17 protein-coding genes and 6 tRNA genes are annotated in these 20,774 nt (G+C 69.0%); 5 read left to right on the top strand and 18 right to left on the bottom strand.

The genetic code is table 11. From position 1 onward, the window contains the following. Window positions 1–172: 172 nt before the first annotated feature. The 3 genes from gdhA to H6A23_RS04865 all read right to left on the bottom strand — a co-directional run bounded on the left by gdhA (window position 173) and on the right by H6A23_RS04865 (window position 1,953). The gene (gene gdhA / locus H6A23_RS04855) at window positions 173–1,528 is read right to left on the bottom strand and encodes an NADP-specific glutamate dehydrogenase (RefSeq protein WP_204831069.1); all 1,356 of its coding nucleotides are present in this window, start codon (window positions 1,526–1,528) and stop codon (window positions 173–175) included. Between the two features lie 268 nt (window positions 1,529–1,796). Beyond that, a tRNA-Gly gene (locus tag H6A23_RS04860) sits at window positions 1,797–1,870 on the bottom strand. 6 nt (window positions 1,871–1,876) lie between these two features. Next, a tRNA-Pro gene (locus H6A23_RS04865) sits at window positions 1,877–1,953 on the bottom strand. Window positions 1,954–2,082: 129 nt separating this feature from the next. On the opposite strand from H6A23_RS04865, the gene H6A23_RS04870 reads away from it, so the two are divergent. After that, complete coding sequence (locus H6A23_RS04870; RefSeq protein WP_204831070.1) at window positions 2,083–2,538, top strand: DUF5684 domain-containing protein; 456 nt, start codon at window positions 2,083–2,085, stop codon at window positions 2,536–2,538. A 60-nt stretch (window positions 2,539–2,598) separates the two neighbouring features. Further along, on the top strand, window positions 2,599–3,522 hold the full coding sequence (locus tag H6A23_RS04875) for a diacylglycerol/lipid kinase family protein (protein ID WP_204831071.1): 924 nt from the start codon (window positions 2,599–2,601) through the stop codon (window positions 3,520–3,522). Between the two features lie 18 nt (window positions 3,523–3,540). On the opposite strand, the gene H6A23_RS04880 is transcribed toward H6A23_RS04875, so the two are convergent. The 11 genes from H6A23_RS04880 to H6A23_RS04930 all read right to left on the bottom strand — a co-directional run bounded on the left by H6A23_RS04880 (window position 3,541) and on the right by H6A23_RS04930 (window position 10,663). Beyond that, complete coding sequence (locus tag H6A23_RS04880; protein WP_204831072.1) at window positions 3,541–4,296, bottom strand: transposase; 756 nt, start codon at window positions 4,294–4,296, stop codon at window positions 3,541–3,543. 130 nt (window positions 4,297–4,426) lie between these two features. After that, window positions 4,427–6,130 (bottom strand): phosphoenolpyruvate--protein phosphotransferase, encoded by a 1,704-nt coding sequence (gene ptsP / locus H6A23_RS04885; RefSeq protein WP_204831073.1) that lies wholly within the window; start codon window positions 6,128–6,130, stop codon window positions 4,427–4,429. 108 nt (window positions 6,131–6,238) lie between these two features. Then, window positions 6,239–7,243, bottom strand: a complete 1,005-nt coding sequence (locus tag H6A23_RS04890; RefSeq protein WP_204831074.1) for a 1-phosphofructokinase family hexose kinase — start codon at window positions 7,241–7,243, stop codon at window positions 6,239–6,241. Window positions 7,244–7,505: 262 nt separating this feature from the next. Further along, window positions 7,506–7,582: transfer RNA gene (locus H6A23_RS04895), tRNA-Arg, on the bottom strand. 26 nt (window positions 7,583–7,608) lie between these two features. Further along, on the bottom strand, window positions 7,609–8,187 hold the full coding sequence (locus tag H6A23_RS04900) for an NUDIX hydrolase (RefSeq protein WP_204831075.1): 579 nt from the start codon (window positions 8,185–8,187) through the stop codon (window positions 7,609–7,611). 6 nt (window positions 8,188–8,193) lie between these two features. Beyond that, window positions 8,194–8,994, bottom strand: coding sequence for a DNA/RNA non-specific endonuclease (locus H6A23_RS04905; RefSeq protein ID WP_204831076.1), 801 nt, complete (start codon window positions 8,992–8,994; stop codon window positions 8,194–8,196). Between the two features lie 403 nt (window positions 8,995–9,397). Beyond that, a tRNA-Lys gene (locus tag H6A23_RS04910) sits at window positions 9,398–9,473 on the bottom strand. Between the two features lie 5 nt (window positions 9,474–9,478). Then, a tRNA-Lys gene (locus H6A23_RS04915) sits at window positions 9,479–9,554 on the bottom strand. Window positions 9,555–9,567: 13 nt separating this feature from the next. Then, window positions 9,568–9,643: transfer RNA gene (locus tag H6A23_RS04920), tRNA-His, on the bottom strand. Window positions 9,644–9,729: 86 nt separating this feature from the next. Then, on the bottom strand, window positions 9,730–9,912 hold the full coding sequence (locus tag H6A23_RS04925) for a hypothetical protein (protein WP_204831077.1): 183 nt from the start codon (window positions 9,910–9,912) through the stop codon (window positions 9,730–9,732). Window position 9,913: 1 nt separating this feature from the next. Continuing rightward, window positions 9,914–10,663: a Fic family protein gene (locus tag H6A23_RS04930; RefSeq protein WP_204831078.1), complete on the bottom strand. Its 750-nt coding sequence runs from the start codon at window positions 10,661–10,663 to the stop codon at window positions 9,914–9,916. A gap of 753 nt (window positions 10,664–11,416) precedes the next feature. Between H6A23_RS04930 and H6A23_RS04935 the strand changes: the two genes are divergently transcribed. Then, window positions 11,417–12,490: a M42 family metallopeptidase gene (locus tag H6A23_RS04935; protein WP_204831079.1), complete on the top strand. Its 1,074-nt coding sequence runs from the start codon at window positions 11,417–11,419 to the stop codon at window positions 12,488–12,490. Between the two features lie 52 nt (window positions 12,491–12,542). Here H6A23_RS04935 and H6A23_RS04940 read toward each other — a convergent pair whose 3' ends face one another. From H6A23_RS04940 to H6A23_RS04955, 4 genes are all read right to left on the bottom strand, one after another. Next, on the bottom strand, window positions 12,543–13,913 hold the full coding sequence (locus H6A23_RS04940; protein WP_204831080.1) for an alpha/beta fold hydrolase: 1,371 nt from the start codon (window positions 13,911–13,913) through the stop codon (window positions 12,543–12,545). Window positions 13,914–14,326: 413 nt separating this feature from the next. Beyond that, window positions 14,327–15,343, bottom strand: a complete 1,017-nt coding sequence (locus H6A23_RS04945; protein WP_204831081.1) for an aspartate-semialdehyde dehydrogenase — start codon at window positions 15,341–15,343, stop codon at window positions 14,327–14,329. 63 nt (window positions 15,344–15,406) lie between these two features. Further along, on the bottom strand, window positions 15,407–16,738 hold the full coding sequence (locus tag H6A23_RS04950) for an aspartate kinase (RefSeq protein ID WP_204831082.1): 1,332 nt from the start codon (window positions 16,736–16,738) through the stop codon (window positions 15,407–15,409). Window positions 16,739–16,802: 64 nt separating this feature from the next. Next, window positions 16,803–17,927 carry a homoserine dehydrogenase gene (locus H6A23_RS04955; RefSeq protein WP_204831083.1) on the bottom strand — a complete coding sequence of 375 codons (1,125 nt, stop codon included), beginning with the start codon at window positions 17,925–17,927 and terminating at the stop codon, window positions 16,803–16,805. A gap of 108 nt (window positions 17,928–18,035) precedes the next feature. On the opposite strand from H6A23_RS04955, the gene thrC reads away from it, so the two are divergent. After that, window positions 18,036–19,520: a threonine synthase gene (thrC, locus tag H6A23_RS04960; protein ID WP_204831084.1), complete on the top strand. Its 1,485-nt coding sequence runs from the start codon at window positions 18,036–18,038 to the stop codon at window positions 19,518–19,520. Next, the gene (thrB, locus tag H6A23_RS04965; RefSeq protein ID WP_353653016.1) at window positions 19,517–20,425 is read left to right on the top strand and encodes a homoserine kinase; all 909 of its coding nucleotides are present in this window, start codon (window positions 19,517–19,519) and stop codon (window positions 20,423–20,425) included. The genes thrC and thrB overlap by 4 nt, the downstream gene beginning before the upstream one ends. Window positions 20,426–20,774: the final 349 nt, after the last annotated feature.

A 20,774-nucleotide genomic window follows, 5' to 3' on the forward strand; every position in this document is an offset into this window, starting at 1 on the left:
CCCCAGTATAAGGGGAATGCACGGGGGCGCTGGGCACGCCGTTCGGCCCCGCGCCATGAAAAAACAGCGGCGGAGGGACTTGCTCCTCCGCCGCTGCTGCGCGGTTCCCCTTCGGCGCGCCGCTAGCTCAGCAAGCTGCAGGCCGCGCGCCGTTGAACTCGTCTGCCGTTGGTTAGCACACGCCCTGGGCCATCATGGCCTCGGCGACCTTGAGGAAGCCGGCGATGTTGGCGCCCATGACGAAGTTGCCCTCGTGGCCGTACTCGCGGGCGGTGTCGTCCACGTTGTGGAACATGCCGCGCATGAGGCTCTCGAGCTTGCCGTCGACCTCCTCGAAGGTCCAGGAGAGGTGCTCGGCGTTCTGGCTCATCTCGAGGCCGGACACGAGCACGCCGCCGGCGTTGGCGGCCTTGCCGGGCATGAAGGCGACGCCGTTCTCCATGAGGTAGGTGGTGGCGTCCGGCGTGGTGGGCATGTTCGCGCCCTCGCCGACGACCTTGCAGCCGTTAGCCACGAGCGCCTGGGCGTCCTCGAGGGTGAGGGTGTTCTCGCGGGCGCAGGGCAGCGCGATGTCGCAGGGGAGCTGCCAGACGCCGCGGCCGTCGCCCTCGTGCCAGACGGCGTTCGGGCGCTCGTCAACGTACATGGCCAGGCTCACGCCCTGGTCGTGGCCGGAGCGCTTCTTGTTGTAGATGTGCTCGAGCACCTGGTAGTCGATGCCCTCGGCGTCCTCGACCCAGCCCTTGGTGTCGGAGCAGGCGACGACGATGCCGCCGAGCTGGGCGACCTTCTGGATGGCGTAGATGGCCACGTTGCCGGAGCCGTGGACGACGACCTTCTTGCCCTCGAAGGAGTCGCCGGCGCTCTTGAGGTACTCGTCGACGAAGTAGACCAGGCCGTAGCCGGTGGCCTCGGTGCGGGCGAGCGAGCCGCCGAAGGTGAGGCCCTTGCCCGTGAGGACGCCGGTCCACTCGTTCCTGATGCGCTTGTACTGGCCGAACATGTAGGCCACCTCGCGGCCGCCCACGCCCAGGTCACCGGCCGGCACGTCGGTGTTGGGGCCGATGTGGCGGCAGAGCTCAGTCATGAAGGACTGGCAGAAGGCCATGACCTCGCGGTTGGACTTGCCCTTGGGGTCGAAGTCGGCGCCGCCCTTGCCGCCGCCCATGGGCAGCGTGGTCAGGCTGTTCTTGAAGATCTGCTCGAAGCCCAGGAACTTGAGCATGCCCACGGTGACGGTGGGGTTGAAGCGCAGGCCGCCCTTGTAGGGGCCAATGGCGGAGTTGAACTCCACACGGTAGCCGCGGTTGACCTGGACCTTGCCCTCGTCGTCGACCCACGGCACGCGGAACATGACCACGCGCTCGGGCTCGACGATGCGCTCGAGCAGCGCCGCCTCCTCGTACTCGGGGTGGGCGTCGAGCGCGGGCTGCAGGGTCTCGAGGACCTCCTTGGCCGCCTGGATGAACTCGAGCTGCTCGGGATAGCGGGCCTCGAGGTCGGCGATGACTCTCTCGGAATACGTCATGGTGTTCTCCCCTCGTTTGGCGGCAGGCCGCGGCAGGGCGCGCGACCGAAGTTCCGGAAGAGAGGATACGTGTGCGAAACGCATCCGCGCAAATTCAGGCGCACAAGCGTAACGGCATCGAACCTCGCGCGAAATCATCCGTACACACGAAACACAGGGGCAATCCACACGTGCGCGTTCTGTCATTTGGGGACGGGTTATTTCCGTCCCCAATTAGCACGCCAATTAGCAAAAGAGCCCGGACGCAGGGCCCGGGCTCGTCAGATTCTGGAGCGGGTGACGGGAATCGAACCCGCGTCATCAGCTTGGAAGGCTGAGGTTCTACCATTGAACCACACCCGCATGCGGTGGTCGGGGCGACTGGATTCGAACCAGCGACCCTCTGCTCCCAAAGCAGATGCGCTACCAAGCTGCGCCACGCCCCGGTCGCAAGTGGAAAGTATAGGCGAGCGCGCGGCGGCGGGCAATCTGTAAAATGGGGACAGCCCCAATTTACAGAAATCCCGTACGTCGCCCGGGCGGGAAAACCGCATCCGCCGGAGAGGGAGGCCGCCATGGAGGCCGTCTTTGTCAGCAGCTCGCTCGCGGCGCTCTGGCTTCCCGCGATCGCAATCCTGTCGCTCGCCACCGTCGCCGGCAGGTGGGTCGCCCTGGAGAAGATGGGCATGAGGCACTGGGCCGCGCTCGTCCCGGTCCTCTCGACCTGGGAGGTCGCGCGCGGCGCGTCCGGAAGCCGCGCGCTGTGCTCCCTCGCCACCGCCGCGAGCGCCGCGGCCCTCCTCTCGGACCTCCTCGGGCTGGGGCGGCACCTCGAGACGGAGTGGCTCGCCTCGCTCGTCTCCGTGCTGTGGCTCGTGGCACAGCTCGTGGTGAGCGAGCGGCTCGCGCGGGCGTTCGGGTCGGGGCCGGGCCTTGCGGCGGGGCTCGTCGTCCTGCCCATCGTCGCGTACCCGCTCCTCGTCTCCGGGGGCAGGGTCTACCTCGGGCCCGTTGACGTCCCAAAGCCATAGGCGGCGGAGAGGGGCGCCTGTCGTACAATCGAGGCGAGAAGAACCTCGAGAAGGGCACGCATGGCTGACTCCCCGCTCGGACGCACGCTGCTGATAGCAAACCCCGCCGCCCACAGCGGGAAGGGCGCCGCCGGGGCGCAGTTCGCCGAACGCTTCCTCGGCAGCTACGCCTCGGTCACGGACGGCTACGAGATTCGCCTCACGGGCGGCCCCGGCGAGGCCGAGGGCATGGCCGCGGACGCGGACGGCTTTGACACCGTCGTCGCGCTCGGCGGCGACGGCGTCATCCACGAGGTGGTGAACGGCCTCATGCGCCGGCCGCGCGACGGGCGCCCCCAGCTTGGCGTGATTCCGCTCGGCTCAGGCAACGACTACGCCCGAACGCTCGGCATGGCGAGAAACGACGTCGAGGCCGCGTTCGCCCAGCTCGTGCGCGGGTCCGCGCGGCCCGTCGAGGTCGGCCGCGTGAACGGCACCCACTTCATGCAGACGCTCTCCTTCGGCCTCGACGCGGCGATCGCGCTCGACACCACCGACCGGCGCGCCGCCAACACCTCGCAGGAGGGCGAGGCGCTCTTCGTCACCTCGGGGCTCAAGATCCTCTCCCGCGCCGGGAGGGGCTTCCCCTGTACGGCCCGCCTCGACGACGAGCCGCCGCTCGAGCTCTCCGCGCTCATCTTCGCCGTGCAGGTGGGGCCGAGCTACGGCGGCGGCTTCAAGATCTGCCCCGACGCCGACCCCTCGGACGGCCTGCTCGACGTCTGCTACAACGTCCGCAGGCCCGCGCTCCCCCACCTGCTCGCGCTCTTCGGCCTCGCGCGGACGGGGCGTCACGCGCGCTCGCGCGTCGTGCGCCTGCGCCGCATCCGCCACGCCGAGCTGGACTTCGCCGTCGAGCCGCCCTGCCAGGTCGACGGCGAGCGCCTCACCGGCACCCGCTACCAGATCGACGTCATCCCCGACGCCCTCCGCGTCATCTGCTAATTGGGGACAGTCCCCAATTCACACACATTTTTGATGCAGGGCCTTCTCGATCGCATAGCGGCCCAGGCCCGTCAGCCTCCCCATCTGCCTGACGGAGAGGCCCGCCTCGTCGAGCTTGCGGAGGAGGCCGGCCCTCACCGCCGGGGCCATCGTCTTCAAGCCGTCAAGCGTCTCGGGCCAGATCGCGGCCGAGGCCGCCTCGATCGCATCCTCGTCGGGAATCCGCGAGGAGGCCCTCGGGTAGTACGGGGCGGCCTTTGGGTCGTCGACGAACGCGCAAAAGCCGGGAGCCCCTCCGAGCATGTCCAGAACCATGCCAGTCTCGCAGATGCCCGGAGCGCCGACGTACTCGGAGTAGCTGCTCCATCGGTAGTCTCGATGGTCCGCCACCCCGGCCTTGCTCGGGTTGCGGTGGATGTACCTCATCGTGACGAGCAGCTGCGCGTCGGTCCGTACGGCAACGCTCGTGAACCGCGAGGCGAAGACGTGCCCGACGTGCCCCCATCGCTCGTTGAAGTGACGCGCATACGTGGTCGACACCAGATGCACGAACCCGCTCAGCTCCCCCTTGGCGTCGGCGACGAGCAGGTGCACGTGGTTGCTCATGAGGCACCATGCCATCACGCTCAGCGAGAACCGCTCAAGCGCGCGCCGCAGCGTCCAAAGAAACGCCTCGTAGTCGCCCTCGTCCTCAAAGATGACCTGCTTGCCCGTCCCTCTCATGATGACGTGGTAGAACCCCTGCTCCGAAAGCTCCCTCGGCCCCCTCGGCATGTCTCCTCCCCTCGACGGCGTGCGAGGAAACATACTCGGCAAGAAAATCTAAAGAAGACGCCGCCCGCCAACGGTTCGGCGGACGGCATCAAAAGTTTGTGCTAATTGGGGACTGTCCCCAATTTACAGGCTAGCGGGCGGCGGCCTGGAGCATGGCCTTGACCTCAGCGGCGGTCTTGAGCTTCATGACCTTCTCGGTGAGGGCGTCGGCGTCGGCCTTGGTCCACTCGGAGATGATGCGGCGCGTGCGCAGAATCGACGGAGCGGACACGGAGAACTCGTTCAGGCCAAAGGAGAGCAGCACCGGGATGAGCAGCGGGTCGGCCGCGGCCTCGCCGCACATGCCCACCATGATGCCGGCCTTGCGGCCCTCCTCGATGATGCGCTTGAGCGAGCGCAGCACCGCGGGCTGGTAGACGTCGTAGAGGTAGGCCACGCGGTCGTTGCCGCGGTCGGCGCACATGGTGTAGCCGATGAGGTCGTTGGTGCCGATGGAGAAGAAGTCGCACTCGGCCGCGAGGTCGTCGGCGATCAGCGAGGCCGCCGGGGTCTCGATCATCGTGCCGACCTCGATGTCCTTGTTGTAGGACACGCCGCGGGCGTCGAGCTCGGCCTTGCACTCCTCGACGAGCGCCTTGACCTGGCGAATCTCGTCAAGGTTGGTGACGAGCGGCACCATGATCTTGATGTCGCCGAAGGCGGAGGCGCGCAGCAGCGCCGTGAGCTGGACCTTGTACTGGTCGGGGTTAGCGAGGCAGTAGCGCACCGCACGGTACCCCATGAAGGGGTTCTCCTCCTTCTGGAGGTTCATGTACGGAATCTCCTTGTCGCCGCCCACGTCGAGCGTGCGGATGATGACCGGCTGGTCCTTCATGCGCAGCGCGACCTTCTGGTACGCGGCGAACTGCTCGTCCTCGGTCGGGAGCTCCTTGGCGTCCATGAACAGGAACTCGGAGCGGAACAGGCCCACGCCCTCGCAGTCGTGCTCGGCGGCGACGTTGGCGTCATCCGGGTTGCCGATGTTGGCCACGAGAAGGACGGTCTCGCCGTCGCCGGTGACGGTGGGCTTGCCGCGATAGGCCTCGAGCGCGGCCTTCTCCTCGGCGTACTGCTTGGCCTTGGCGCGGTAGTGCGAGAGGTCATTGTCGCCGGGGTTCACGAGCACGCGGCCGCGCGAGCCGTCGACGATGACCATGTCGCCGCTCTTGATGTTCTTGGTGACGTCGGCCACAGAGAGCACGGCGGGAATCTCGAGCGCGCGGGCGATGATGGCGGAGTGGGAGGTGCGCCCGCCGGTCTCGGTGACGATGGCGGCGACGTTGTCCTTGTCGATGTCAGCGGTCATGGACGGCGTGAGCTCGTGGACCACGACGACGGAGTTCTCGGGCAGCGTGGAGAGGTCGACGACCTCCTTGCCCAGAAGGTCGGCGAGAAGCCCGGTCTTGACGTCGGCGACGTCGGCCGCGCGCTCGCGGAAGAGCTCGTCCTCCATGTTGGAGAACATGTTGTAGTACATGTCATAGGCCTCGGAGACGGCCTGCTCGGCGCACATGCCGCTCTCGATGGAGCCGTTGACCATGTCCTTGATGCCGTCGTCCTCCGCAAACTCGATGTGAGCGCCCATGATGGCGGCGGCCTCCTCGCCCACCGTCACCTTCATGCGCTCGATCTGGGCGTTGGTCTGCTCGATGAACTTGGCGACGGCCGCGGCGTAGCGTTGCTTCTCGTCGCCGGCGTCCTCGGGCTTGTGCGGCGTGAAGCTCAGGTCGGGCTCCACGGCAACACGCGCGACGCCGATGCCAATGCCGTCAGATGCGTTGACTCCCTCGTACATCTCTTCCCCCTACTTCCTGGCCGCTCGCACGGCCACTTCCCATTATGAGCTCGCCCCGTGGGGCGGAAGCACCGAGCAGCGCCGGAGGCCCGGCAAAGGGCCGAGCGGCTACTTCTCCGCCTTCTCGGCCTCCTCGCGCGCCTCCTCGCGCGCCTTGTTGGCCTCCATGTCGCGCGCGATGGAGCCAGGGATGGCGCGGCCCATCTTCTTGTAGAGCGCGCCGACGACGCGGTCGATCGTCGAGCGCTTGGCGATGCCCTTGCTCGCGGCCGTTGCGGTGCCGCAGGCGGAGGCGAAGATGAGCGCGGTCTCGTAGTCGACGCCGCGCGTGACCTGGGCCAGGAAGCCGCCGACCATGGAGTCGCCGGCGCCGGTGGCGTTGACCAGGCGAATCTTGGCGGTGGGGACCACGTGCTCGGCGCCGTTCTCGTCGAGCAGCAGCGAGCCGTGGCCGCCGCAGGAGATGATGACGTTGCGCGCGCCGGCGTCCTGGAGCTTGTGGGCGTACGGCATGCACTCGTCGGGCTCCTCGATCTCCACGCCGAAGATGCGGCCGACCTCGTGGTTGTTGGGCTTGATGAGGAACGGGTGCGCCTCGAGGGACTCCATCAGGAGCTGGCCGGGGGCGTCCACGACGAACTGGATGCCGCGCCCGCCGAGACGGCGCATGATCTGCATGTACATGTCCTCGGGGAGCGAGTTGGGAATCGAGCCCGTGAGGACGAGCGTGTCATCGGAGCCGACGATGTCCATGCGCTCGAGAAGCTCGTTGACCTTCTTCTCAGGGATCTTGGGGCCCATGCCGTTGACCATCGTCATGACGATGCCGTTGAGCTTGACGTTGATTCGCGTGTAGCCGCGGTCGAGGATGACGAAGTTGCTCGCGATGCCCTTCTCCTGCAGGCGATGCAGGAGGTAGTCGCCGGTGAAGCCGGCGGCGATGCCCATCGCGATGCTGGGGACGTCGAGCTCGTTGAGCAAGGTCGAGATGTTGATGCCGTTGCCGCCGCAGTGCAGCTCCTCGTTCGAGGACCTGTTGGTGAAGCCCATGTCCAGCGTCAGGGGATGCATGACGTAGTCAAGGGCAGGGTTCAACGTCATTGTGTAAATCAACGCGCGCTCCTTCCAACGGGCAGACTCACGGACTCAAGTATGCCGCATAACGTCGCGGCGACAAACCGGAAATTGCCCATACGGCATAATGATTTCCGCCAAAGGGGCGTCCCGGCCCCCGCGGGCGCGCGGAAAACGGGGAACCATCTCACACGTGCGTACCTCGGGGGCGAGAGAGGGGAAGGAGGCGCGGGGCGAGAAGAACGCTCGGCGCCGGACAAGAGAACGGGCCGGGCCCAAGGGGCCCGGCCCGGAGCGGTCGTGGTGCGCCCTGAGGGATTCGAACCCCCGACCTTCGGATTAGAAGTCCGCGGCTCTATCCAACTGAGCTAAGGGCGCGCTTCGCGGCATGCCGCGTGGACATTCTATAGCAACCCGTAGGCGCGCGCCGCGAGAATGCCGGTCACGGTCTTGGCATCGTCGATGAGGCCGAGGCGGATGGCCTCCACCGCGTCCTCCACGGGCACCCACAGGACGTTCAGGAACTCGCCCTCGTCGGGCGCGGCCTCGCCCTGCGTGAGGCCGTGGGCGAAGTACACCGAGGTGTGCTCGTTCGTGAAGCCGGGGGCGCCGTAGGACTCGGCGAGGAGCTCAAGGCGGTCGGCCACGAGCCCCGTCTCCTCGGTGAGCTCGCGGGCGGCACAGACGTCTCGCGGCTCGTCCGGGTCCACCTTGCCGGCGGGAATCTCGAGCGTCATCCGCCCCAGCGCCACGCGATACTGGCGCACCAGGCACACGAGCCCGTCGCGCACCGCCACCACGCCGGCGCCGCCGTGGTGGCGCACCACCTCGCGCCAGTCGAGGGATCCGTCGGAGAGCCCCACCCGCAGGTGCTCCACGGAGAAGATCCTCCCCTCCCACTCCACGTTCTTCTCGACCACCCGCTCCAGCAGGACCTCGTCCGGCTCGAGCGCGGCCGCGATGGCGTCAAGCCCCTCAGACATGTGCCCTCACTCCCCCGCGGCGGAGAAGCGCCCCGTCGCGTAGTCGATGTCATACCCCGCGGCGGCGTTGTAGACCTCAACCTCGAGGTCCACCGCGCCGTCCGAGCTGCGCACGTCCACGATGACGCTCCGCGGCAGCAGCTCGTCGGCCTCGTAGACGGGCGTCGCCGAGTAGTAGACGGCGCCGCCCGGGTGCTCACGCAGCCAGTCGCGGGCGAGGCCCTCGGTGAAGGCCATGCCGCCGTCCTGGCCCGTGTTGTCGCCCACGTTCTGCGTGCGCGTGCCCGTCACCAGATTGTAGTCCGCGTCATCGCCGCCGAGGGACTTGGCGAGCAGGTGGCTGCGGTTGAAGAGGTGCCCGTGATAGGCGGAGCCGTCGGGGTTCGTGATGTCCACCTCGCGGTTGTGCCCCCATCCCGCGGGGTGGATGTCCGAGATGTCCTCACGCTCCCTCCCGGAGCCCGCCTCGGCCATCTCGGGCGTGACGAGCGCGACCGCGCGGCCCGTGCGGCCGAGCGCGTCGAGCCCCTCGTAGCGTGCCTCCCCCGGCTCCAGCTCCACGTCCACGACGGCGGTCCCGACCACGCGGTAGTAGTCCGGGCTCTGCGCGGGGTCCCAGGCGGTGTAGCCCGCCTGACGCTCCGAGAGGCGCGCCGGCCCCTCCGTCCACGGCCAGCCCGGGATGCCTGGGAGGGCCCCCGCGGCCCCGAGCGCCAGGAGCGCCACGAACGCGAGCGCTACGACGCGCGCGGGCCAGCTCCGGGGCAGCCGCGCCGCCCCTCCCCGCATTGCCTTCCTTCTTGCCATGCGCCTCCCTCCGACTCTCTCACCGGAAGGGTACCATGCGGCCCGGACGGAATCGCCGGCCTGCGCCGGGCTCGCGGCGCGGTTGAGAGCTGCGGCGCGAGCATGCCGTGGCGCACGGTTCTTCCGTCCGCAGGCCCAGTTCCGTGCCGTGGGGCATGCTCGGCGCGTCCGTGCGCCGGGGAATGCTCGGACACACGTTCTTCTCGCCCCTCCGCGCTTTTGCTCGGCCTTGAGCATGTCTATTCGTACGCTTCTGCTGAGCATGCCTATGCGCACGGAAACGAGGCTAGATCGGGCAAAACCGTGCGCCGGGACATGCTCGTCGGAGGGGCCTCGCCAAGACCCCACGCCCGACGCAACGCAAAACGGCCGGGCACCCAAAGGCACCCGGCCGAATCTATCGTGGTGGATCGTCAGGGGTTCGAACCCTGGACCTTGGGATTAAGAGTCCCCTGCTCTACCAGCTGAGCTAACGATCCAAAAGTGGTGGATCGTCAGGGGTTCGAACCCTGGACCTTGGGATTAAGAGTCCCCTGCTCTACCAGCTGAGCTAACGATCCGTATTCGATTAAATGGGGTGGGCGAAGGGTCTCGAACCCTCGACCTACGGAGCCACAGTCCGTCGCTCTGCCAACTGAGCTACACCCACCATTTTTGGCCACCTCTTCAAGCAGCTCGACTATTATGCAAAACCCGGGCGCGCGATGCAAGCACTTTTTTGAGGAGATTGCATCTTCACATCGCGAGGGCGAGAAGGACGGCCGCCAGCAGGGCGAGAAGGACGACCGCGCAGCCGCCGCATCCGGCCCGCCCGCCTCCGCCGCCACGCATGAGCGGGCCCGCGCCGTAGTGCGCGAACGCGCGCTCCGACGTGGACCAGCGGCCGTCCCGGTTGAGGTCGAAGGGGTTTCCCGCCATGCTAGTCGAGCAGGCCCTCCCAGGTGAGCAGCGTCTCGTTGCGGAGGAACCGGCGGAACGGGCTGAGGTCCCCCTCAAGGTGGAAGACGTCGAGCGCCGCGTGGTAGGCGCCATGGTCCTGCGCGCGGATCACGATGGGCGGCATCCCCATGGCAAGCAAGACGCCGTTCATGAGCAGGCGCGCGGTGCGGCCGTTACCGTCCGCGAAGGGGTGAATCTCGGAGAGCCGCGCGTGGAGGTAGGCGGCGATGGTGAGATGGCGCCCCCCGGCCTCGAGCTCCGTGTTCACGTCGTCCGCGAGGACGCCCACCGCGTGCGGCACCTCGACCGCCGGGATGCCCACGGCAGCCGGCCCGCCCACGTAGTTGTCCAGCTTGAACGTGCCCGGACGCTCGCCGGCGAGCAGGAGCTTCTCCTTGTACGTCCCCATGGTCACGAGGCCCTGGGCCTCCTGGATGAGCTCCTCGGAGAGGCAGGGGTCCTCGGCGAGCTTGATGCGGGCAAGGTCCCAGGAGACCTTGAGGTTGCGCGCCTCGACGAGCACCTGGATGTCGCCGGTGTAGCCCTCGACGGCGTCGCCCTTGACGATCTGGCTCACGGTGGCAAACGTGAGCTCCTCGTTCTCTATCTTCTCGGAGTTGTAGACATAGTCGGGCACGAAGTCGGCAAGCAGCTTCTCCTGGCGCTCCTCCGGAAGCGCCACCCACGTGGCGACCAGCGCGTCGTAGCGATCCTTCAGCAGGTTAGCCATGGTGCACCTCCCATCGGACTGGTTGGTAGCATTCTACCGGCCGCCCGGGACGAGAAGGACGATCGACTCTGCCAGAGGCCCCACCCCCTCGGCAGAGGGCAGCGCGCAGGGGGGCGTGCAAAAGTGGTTGCCCCTTCGCACGGCCCCCGTTGCGCGCCTCCAGATGCGCCCCCTTCCGTCAGGTGCGCGGTCAGTCCTCGACTTCAATCTTCCCCACGATGCACCGGATGCGCGCCGGCAGCGTGTCGTAGCGCTGCCCGTAGAGGTCCAGCAGCGCCTGCACGCGCCTGCGGTCAACGGGCGCGCGCGGCTCTCGCGCAGCAGTGCCTCCGCCTCGCTGGCGAGCTCCTCCTCCGCGAGGCTCCCCCACGCGGCCCAACTGGGCATGTCTTCGGTCATCGGGCGCTCCGTTCTTCTCGCCTAGCGTTGGTTGGTGGGAACTGATCATGGCAACCTGAGGCGTTCTTGCCTCCTTCTGCCAGCAACAGACTCGAGAATGGGACTCGAGGCCAACGAGACTACCCCCTTAATGTGGTCGAACCCCCAGAAAAGCCGACCTGGCCGCCTATCTCCCGGGACCGTTCCTCGCATTCCGCCCCGCCCGAACGCACGCGCCGGCGGAGGGGCTGTGCCAGATTATACTGTGGGGGCACAGTCGGAGACGACGGCTCTCGCTACCTCGGCACGCCGTCGTTCGACGTGGAAAAGCGTGCAAAAGTGCCTGTCCCTTTTGCACCCGGCGAAAGGACTCCCATGGACGTCAGCAACGACGAGCTCGTGGCGCTTCTCGGCGCGCTCTCCAACGCGAAGGCGCCGTCCGGCTTTGAGGACGAGACGCTCGCGGTGGCGCGCGCGTTCTGCGAGGGCTGGGCCACGTTCGAGGAGAACACGCTGCGCGACGGCCTCATCACGCCGAAGAACTTCACCGGCGAGAAGCCCGTCCTCATGCTGGACGCCCACGGAGACGAGGTGGGCGGCATGGTCAAGGCCGTGCTCTCCAACGGCACGATGAGCTTCGTCGAGCTGGGCCGCTTCACGCCGGGGACGCTCGCCGGCCAGGGCGTGTGGGTGCGCGCGACCGACGGCTCCTGGGTGCGCGGCGTGGTAGGCGTGAAGCCGCCGCACTTCCTGAGCGAGGCCGAGCGCGCCTCGGGAAGGACCGCCCTCATCCTGGACGTGGGCGCGCGCTCGTACGAGGAGGCGGTCAACGCGTTCCACATGGGCATGGGCGAGCCGATCGTGCCGGACACGGCGTTTTCCTACGACGCGGCGCGCGGGGTGGCCCTTGGCAAGGCGTTCGACTGCCGCGCGGGCGTGTGCGCGATGCTGCTCGCCCTGCGCGAGCTCTCACGCCGCGACGACCTGCCCGTCGACGTGGTGGCCTCGATCTCCGCGCAGGAGGAGGTCGGCGAGCGCGGGGTGGCTGCGGCCGCGCGGCGCTTCTCGCCCGACGCGGCGTTCCTCTTTGAGGGCTGCCCCGCGGACGACACGTTCTGCCCGCCCGACGAGGTGCAGGCCGCGCTGGGCCGGGGCCCGATGTTTCGCTACTTCGACCGCTGCATGATCACGCATCCGCGCTACCAGCGCTTCGTTCTGGGCGTGGCTGAGGCGGCGGGGATTGCCGCGCAGACCTCCGTGCGCGAGGGCGGCGGCACCGACGGCGGGCCCGTGCACCAGCTCGACGTCCCCTGCGTGGTGGCGGGCGTGCCGTGCCGCTACGTGCACGCCGGGACGGCTATCTGCCGCGTCGACGACGTGCGCGCCGCGGCCGAGGTGGCCGTCGCCGTGGCGGAGCGCCTCACGTCCGAGGTGCTGGCGAGGTTCTAGCGGGCGGTCCTTCTCGCCGCGCGCCCCTCCGCGCCACGCTTCGCGACGTCCCCTACAGCACGCCATCCAGGTCGCCGCGGTCGCGGGCCATCTCCAGCAGGCGCCTGAGCACCTGGCCGCCGTGCACGCCGTCGTGCTCGAACTCGTTGGTCACCCAGGCGTGGCTCGCTCCCACGCGCGAGAGCGTGTCCAGCTGCAGGCCCGCGTCCACGTAGAGGTCGTCGTGGTAGACCGCGGCCTGGAGCGGGGTCTCGTTGGCGAGAAGGACCTCCGGGTCGTAGAGCCGCCCGAAGGAGGTCTCCCCCATGAGGGCGTCCATCGCGCCGGCGAAGGGGCGCAGCTCCGGCATCTCCTCGAACATCCACGGGAAGCACGCCTCGCCGGTGAGCATGAGCGGACGGGCCTCGGGCGAGAACTCCAGGCGCTCCCGCAGCGCGCGCTCCGCGGCCCACGCGACCGGCCGCTCGAGCTCGCCGTCCGCGTAGATGAGCTCCTGGAGCACCCAGTAGAGCGGGTTGGCCACGACGTTGGTCGCCGACCACGCCCCCGCGAGGAACGCCGCTGACACCTCAACGCGCGCGGGATCCCCGCCCGCCGCGTCGAGCGCGGCCGCAGCGCTGCCGTCTCCCGCGGTAAACGCAAGGTCAAGCAGGTTGTGCAGCCGCTCGTGGCCGGGCTTCATCCCCAGCCCCTGGCCGAGCGACTGGAGCCGCCTGACCGTGAGCGGGGAGCCGTCGGGCAGCGTGAGGTCACCTGCGGCGGCGCGGTCGGCAAGCAGCGAGAGGCGCTCCTCGTCCTGCGGGTAGCGCTCGTAGAGGAGGCGCGTCTTGGCGGCCATGCGCGGGAAGGTGTGCGCGTAGACCTCGTCCGCGCTCGCGGGCACGTGCGGGATGCCGCCGCAGACGAAGCTCGCCCGCGCCGCGCCGGGGAAGGCCGAGAGGTACGCGAGGGTGAGAAAGCCGCCGTAGCTCTGGCCGAGCGTCACCCAGCACGCGCCGCCGAGCTCGTGCACCCGCAGGTGCTCGAGGTCGCGCACGATCGAGTCGGCAAGAAAGAGGCGAAGGTAGTCGGCCTGCGCGCGGGCGTCTCCCTCGCGCGCGACCACGAACCCGTCCACGCGCCCGGAGCGCCCGGTGCCGCGCTGATCCGGAAGGACCACGCGGAAGTGGCGGACGGCCTCCTCGACCCAGCCATCGCTTTCCGGCGAGGTGAGCCGCGGGCACGCCCCGCCGGGGCCGCCCTGGAGGAACACGAGGTACGGCAGGTCGCGCCCGGCGTTCTCCGGCGAGCAGAGCACGCGGTAGAAGAGGCTGGTCGAGCGGCCGGGGAAGCGGCGGCCCGACCAGTCGAGCGGGACCTCGACCGAGCGGTCCTCCACGAGAAGTCCCGGCAGGTGATAGCGCGCGAGAAGCGTCATGGACATCCCCCATCCGTCATGCGTGCGGGCGGCTCCGCCCTGTCCGGGCGCGAGAAGCGGGCGACCCCGACGCGGGAGGCGCCACGCCACTTGCCACGTTTCCCGCGCGATTGTGTGCCGCGGCCCTCGTGCGCCTTCCCGAGGCCCGCTCCCGGCAGAAGTCCCCCGCCGTTGGGTGGCATCTTTGATACCCACGCCGCGACGGCATCAGGCATGCCACCCAATCGCCCAGAAAACGTGGCGAGAAGAACCTCATAACGACCCGCCGGGCTCACCTGACCCCGAGGGGCATCAAAGATGCCACCCAATCGCAAGGGGTTCGGGCGGCGGGGCCGGAAACGCGGCGGCCGAGGCGCGCGGCGGGGCGAGAAGGACCGCCGACCCCAGGCCCGCCCGTCCTTCTCGCCCCGCCGCGCCTGCTAGACCAGGTACTCCGCGATCTGCACGGCGTTGGTCGCCGCGCCCTTGCGGATCTGGTCGCCGCAGCACCAGAAGGTGAACGCGGAGACGCCCTCCGGCGCGGAGAGGTCGCGGCGGATGCGGCCGACGTAGACGAGGTCCTGGTCGGAGGTCTCGAGCGGCATGGGGTAGCGACTCGCGGCCGGCTCGTCCACCACGCGCACGCCCGGCGCGGCCTCGAGCGCGGCGCGCGCCTCCTCCACGGAGAGGGGCCGCTCGAACTCGGCCGTGATGGACTCGGAGTGCGAGCGCACCACCGGCACGCGGACGCAGGTGCAGTTCACGCGCAGCTCGGGGAGGTGCATGATCTTGCGGCCCTCGTTGAGCATCTTGAGCTCCTCGGAGGTGTAGCCCTCGTCCTTGAAGCCGCCGATCTGCGGGATGAGGTTCTCAGCGAGCTGGTACTGGAAGGGCGCGGTCTCCCCCACGGGCTTTCCGGCCGCCACGCAGCCGATCTCGCGCACGAGCTCGTCGAGGCCGGGCTTGCCAGCGCCCGAGGCGGCCTGGTAGGTGGAGACGACGAGGCGCGTCACGCCCGCGAGCTGGTGGAGCGGCCACACGGGCACGAGGCCGATGATCGTGGCGCAGTTGGGGTTGGCGATGATGCCGTGGTGGCCCGCGATGTCGGCGGCGTTGATCTCCGGCACGACGAGCGGCACGTCGGCGTCCAGGCGGAAGGCGTGGGAGTTGTCCACGCACACGGCACCGCGGCGGACGGCCTCCGGCAGGAGCGCGCGGGCCGTGGCGTCGTCGGCCGCGCCGAGGACGATGTCAACGCCCTCGAAGGCGTCGGGCTCGGCCAGGCGCACGGGCACGTCCTCGCCGGCAAAGCGCACGGTCTTGCCCGCGTCGACGGAGCGCTGGCTCGCCAGCGGCACGAGCTTGCCCACGGGGAAGCCGCGCTCCTCGAGGCACTGGAGCATCTGCTGGCCCACCACGCCGGTGGCGCCCAGGATGGCAACGGTCTTCTCGCTCATGGCGGTTCCTTTCTGCTGGAGGCCGGAAAACTTGCCTAAAAGGGGCCTGTCCCCTTTTAGGCATCAGCTGGTGGTGACCATCTCGTCGCGGACGAAGCGGTCGTAGATCACCTGGACGGCACGGTCGAAGTCCTCGTTGTTGACGCCCATGATGATGGAGATCTCCTGCGAGCTCTGCGTGATCATGCGGATGTTGACGCCCGCCTCGCCGAGCGCGCCGAAGATCTTGCCCGAGGTGCCGGAACGCTTGGACATGTTGCGACCCACCACGGAGAGCAGCGCGAGCTTGTCCACCATGGTGATGTCGTCGGGCTCGAGCTCGCGGCGGATGTCGGTCACGATGGAGTAGATCGAGTCCTTGACGTCGGCGCCGTTGACCACCACGGAGAACGAGTCCACGCCCGTGGGGATGTGCTCGACCGAGATGCCGTAGCGCTCGAAGATCGAGAGCGCCCGGCGCACAAAGCCCACCTCGCCGGACATGTGCGCCTTCTTCACGTGCACGGAGATGAAGTCGCGCTTGCCGGCGATGCCGGTGATGAGGTGCTCGTCCTCGCCGATGCGCGCCTTCTCGCGGATGATGGTGCCCTCGTCCTCGGGCCGGTTGGTGTTCTTGATCTGGATGGGGATGTTCACCTCGCGCACCGGGAAGATGGCCTCCTCCTGCAGGACCGAGGCGCCCATGTAGGAGAGCTCGCGCATCTCGTCGAAGGTGATGCGGCGGATCGAGCGCGGGTGGTCGACGATGCGCGGGTCCGCGGAGAGGAAGCCCGAGACGTCGGTCCAGTTCTCGTAGAGGCCGGCGTCGATGCAGCGCGCGAGGATGGCGCCCGTGATGTCGCCGCCGCCTCGCTGGAAGAGCTTGATCTGGCCGTCCACCGTGGCGCCGTAGAAGCCGGGCAGCACGAAGCAGCCCTTGCGCACCATGACGTCCTTGAGGCGCGCCGCGGTGCGCTCCATGTCCACGTTGCCGTCGTGGTGGAAGACCACGACGTCGGCCGCGTCGACGAAGGGCAGGTCAAGGTACTCGGCCATGAGGTGCGCCGTGAACCACTCGCCGCGCGCCACGATGTACTCGGGCGAGTGCTTCTTGATGTTCCGGGCGAAGGTCTGGAACTTCTCGTGCACCGGCCACTTGAGGCCCAGCTCGTCGGCTATCTCGACGAAGCGCTGCTCGATGTCCGCGAGAAGCGCGGTGCAGTCCACGTGGTACTGGATGTGGGCGTTCACCAGCAGCAGGAGGTCGGTGACCTTGTTGTCTGCCGAGAAGCGCTTGCCGGCCGCGGACACCACCACGAAGCGGCGGTCGGGGTCGGCCTCGACGATGGCCTTGACCTTGCGGAACTGCTCGGCGGACGCGACGGACGAGCCGCCGAACTTGGCGATCTTGATCATGCTGTGAAACCTGCCTTCCTAGAAAACCTGACAAAATGCCCTGACACCTTTGTCAGCATCCCTGTCAGGCGAGCGCAGCCATGAACGAGGTGGGGTCGGCGAGAAGGGCCTCGGAGAGAATCGCCCGCGCGCCCTCCGCCGTGAGGCCGCGCACGAGGTAGGCGCCCTTGCCGTAGGGCTCCTCGCCATCGAGCTCGGCCGCGGTGCGGAACACGTAGTCGCCCCGCAGCAGCGTGGGGTCGTAGGCCAGGCCGCTCGAGAAGTCGTAGGCGGGCCGGCGGGCGCCGCGGACGCAGTCGAGCACGTCCTGCACGATGGCGTTGCCCGTGGGGAGGCTCCCGGCGCCCTGGCCGTAGAACTTGAGCTCCCCCACCGTGGTGGCGTCGAGCGTCACCAGGTTGAAGTTGCCGGGCACGCTGGCCTCGAGCGACTCGGCGGCAACGGCCACCGGCTCGACGGCCACGGCGTAGCGCCCGCCCTCCCTGACGCCGCGGCCGAGCAGCTTCACCGTGCGCCCCTGGGCCGCAAAGAGGTCGAGGTCGGCCTTGCGGAGGTTGCGGATGCCCGTCACCGGGAGGTTCTTCTCGCACGCCACGTCAAAGGCCACGCAGGCCGAGATGATGGTCTTGTTGGCCACGTCCACGCCGTCGATGTCGGCGGAGGGGTCGCGCTCGGCGTAGCCCAGGCGCTGGGCCTCGGCGAGCACGTCGGCGAACTCGGCCCCCTCGCGGCGCATGGCGTCCACGATGTAGTTGGTCGTCCCGTTCATGATGCCCGAGAACGCCGTCACCTCGTCCACCCGGCGGGCCTTCTCCACGCTCGCGATCCACGGGATGCCGCCGCCGACCGCCGCCTCGATGTAGAGGCCCGCGCCCGTCTCAGCCGACTCCGCCGCAAACTCGGCGAAGTGCGCCGCCACGACGGCCTTGTTGGAGGTCACGACGTGCTTGCCCACGCGGAGCGCCGCCGTGATGTAGGTGCGGGCGGGCTCGACGCCGCCCATGCACTCCACCACGAGCCCGATCTCGGGGTCGGAGACGATGTCGTCGTAGCTGGCGGTCATCCGGGGGTCGCTGAGGCGGTCGGGCAGCTCGAGGATGCGCGCGACCTCCACGTCGGGCACGCGCTCGGAGATGATCTGGTCAACCCCGCGACCGACCGTGCCAAAGCCGAGGAGGGCGATCTTCATGCGTCTCGTCCAATCTTTCGAATGTGTATCCAACGCGCGGCCGTCGCGCGTCCCGCGGCTATGATACTTGCAAGCAAGGCACGGGTACCTCGGACGCAAGGAGCCACAGTGACCCCGTTCTACCACAGCACGCGCTCGGACGCGCAATCCGTAACAAGCAAGCAAGCTATCCTCGCGGGCATCGCACCCGACGGCGGCCTCTACGTCTCCGACGCGCTCGGCGAGAAGAACGTGGACCTGGGCGCCGTCTGCGGCCAGGGCTTCCGCGAGACCGCGCGCCTCGTCCTGGGGACGCTCCTGCCGGACTACGCGGCAGACGAGCTCTCCGGCTGCGTGGGGGCCGCCTACGGCGCGCAGTGGGACGCTCCCGGCGTCTGCCCCGTCACGCCGCTCGGCGCCGACTGGCTGCTCGAGCTCTACCACGGCCCCACCTGCGCCTTCAAGGACGTGGCGCTGCAGATGCTGCCGCAGCTCATGAGCGTGGCGCGCGCCGGCGACGGCCGCAAGATCATGGTGGTTACCGCCACCTCCGGCGACACCGGCAAGGCCGCGCTCGACGGCTTCGCGGGCGTGGAGGGCACGGGCGTGACGGTCTTCTACCCGCACGGCAAGGTGTCCGACATCCAGCGCCTCCAGATGGTGACCCAGCTCGGCGGCAACGTGGCCGTCTGCGCCGTGCGCGGCACCTTCGACGACTGCCAGGGCGAGGTCAAGCGCATCTTCGCCGACCGCGAGCTCGCCGCGCGCCTCGCTGAGGGCGGCGTCGTGCTCTCGAGCGCCAACTCCATCAACGTGGGGCGCCTCGCGCCGCAGGTGACGTACTACTTCGACTCCTACGCGCAGCTCGTGCGCGCGGGCGCCATCCGCATGGGCGACGAGGTCACCTACTGCGTGCCCACCGGCAACTTCGGCGACGTCCTCGCCGGCTACTACGCCAGGCGCCTCGGGCTTCCCGTGCGCCGGCTCGTGGTGGCCTCCAACGCCAACGACGTCCTCACGGACTTCCTCACCACCGGCACCTACGACCGCCGGCGCGAGTTCCACAAGACCATCTCGCCCTCGATGGACATCCTCGTGTCCTCCAACCTGGAGCGCCTGCTCTACTTTGCCTCCGAGGGCGACTGCGACCTTGTGTCCTCCCTCATGGCCGACCTCGCCGAGAAGGGCGTCTACACCGTGCCCGAGCGCGTCATGGACCAGATTCGCGAGGTCTTCTCCTGCGGCCGGGCCGACGACGCCGCCACGCGCGAGACGATCCGCTCCACCTGGGACAAGCTCGGCGTGCTCATCGACCCGCACACCGCTGTCGCAAAGCACGTGCTCGACGCCACGCCCGCCGACGGCTCGGCGCGCGTCTGCCTCTCCACGGCGAGCCCGTACAAGTTCTCCGCGGACGTGCTGGCCGCCCTCGGCGAGGTCACGGACGGCATGAACGGCTTCGCCTGCATGGACGCCCTCGAGCACCTCACGGGCACCGTCGCGCCGGCGCAGCTCTCGGGCCTGCGCGCCAGCGAGGTCGTCCACGACGACGTCTGCGACCGCGAGCACATGGGGGCCTTCGTCGAGTCCGCCTGCGCGCGGGTGTTCCTGTGATCGGTGCCGACGGCCGCGAGCGGCCGATGGTCATCGTCCGCGTGCCCGCGACCTCGGCCAACGTGGGCGTGGGCTTCGACTGCCTGGGCCTCGCGCTCGACCTCACGGCGACGTTTCTCATGACGCCCGCCGAGCGCCTCGAGGTCGTGGGCTGCGAGGAGCGCTTCCGCGGCGAGGACAACCTCGTCTGGCAGAGCTACCTCGAGGCCTGCTCGCGGCTCGGCACGGACGCCGTGCCGCTGCACATCACGATCCTCTCCCCCATCCCGCTCTCGGGCGGGCTCGGCTCCAGCTCCGCCTGCGTGATCGCCGGCGTGGGGGCCGCGATGGCGCTCTCCGCGGGCGGGTTCTCGCGCGAGCGGGCGCTCGAGCTCGCCGTGGCCATGGAGGGCCACCCCGACAACGTGGCGCCGGCGCTCCTCGGCGGGCTCGTGAGCTCGTTCGTGGACGGGGACGTGACCACCTCGACGCGGATGGACGTTGCCGGCAACCTGCGCTTCGTTGCCGTGGCGCCGCCCTACGAGGTGCGCACCGCCGACGCCCGGCGCGTCCTTCCCGAGGAGGTCTCCCGCGAGACCGCTGTCTGGCAGATGGGCCGCTGCGTGGCCGTGGTGCGGGCGCTCGAGCTCGGCGACGCGGACCTGCTCGCCGCCGCCTGCCACGACCGCCTGCACGAGCCGTACCGCGCGAGGCTCATCCCCGACTACGAGGCCCTGCGCGAGGCGGCCCTCGGGGCCGGCGCCTGCGCGTTTTTCATCTCCGGCTCCGGGTCCACGATGATCGCCGTGGCCGACGGGGACGCCCCCGCGGCGGAGGTGGCCTCCGCGCTCGCCGAGGCCTGTCCCGGCTACTGGCTGCAGACCCTCCCCGCCAACACCCTCGGCACCACCGTCGAGGTCCACTAACGCCCGGGGCGAGAAGGACGGTGCCTCCACGGCCCGACGTCCTTCTCGCCCCGCGCCGCCCTTCTCGGCCCACCGTCCTTCTCGGCCCCGTCGCCCTTCTCGGCCCCACGCACAAACCCCACCCGATTGGGTGGCATCCTTGATGCCCCACATACCTTCGCATCAAGAATGCCACCCAGTTGCCGCAGAAACCCGGCGCTTCCGCATGCCTTGGGGTCGTCACGGCGGCAGCGGAATCTCCGAACATAAAACATGCCACCCAGTCGCAGCCGTCTTCTTCCAAATGGGGGCAACCCTAGGGCTCGGAATGGCCGAGACACCCAATCAGGGCCGTTTTCTGACAGCCCAC

Origin of the sequence: Olsenella uli (assembly GCF_016900775.1) — a bacterium.
GTDB lineage: Bacteria > Actinomycetota > Coriobacteriia > Coriobacteriales > Atopobiaceae > Thermophilibacter > Thermophilibacter uli_A.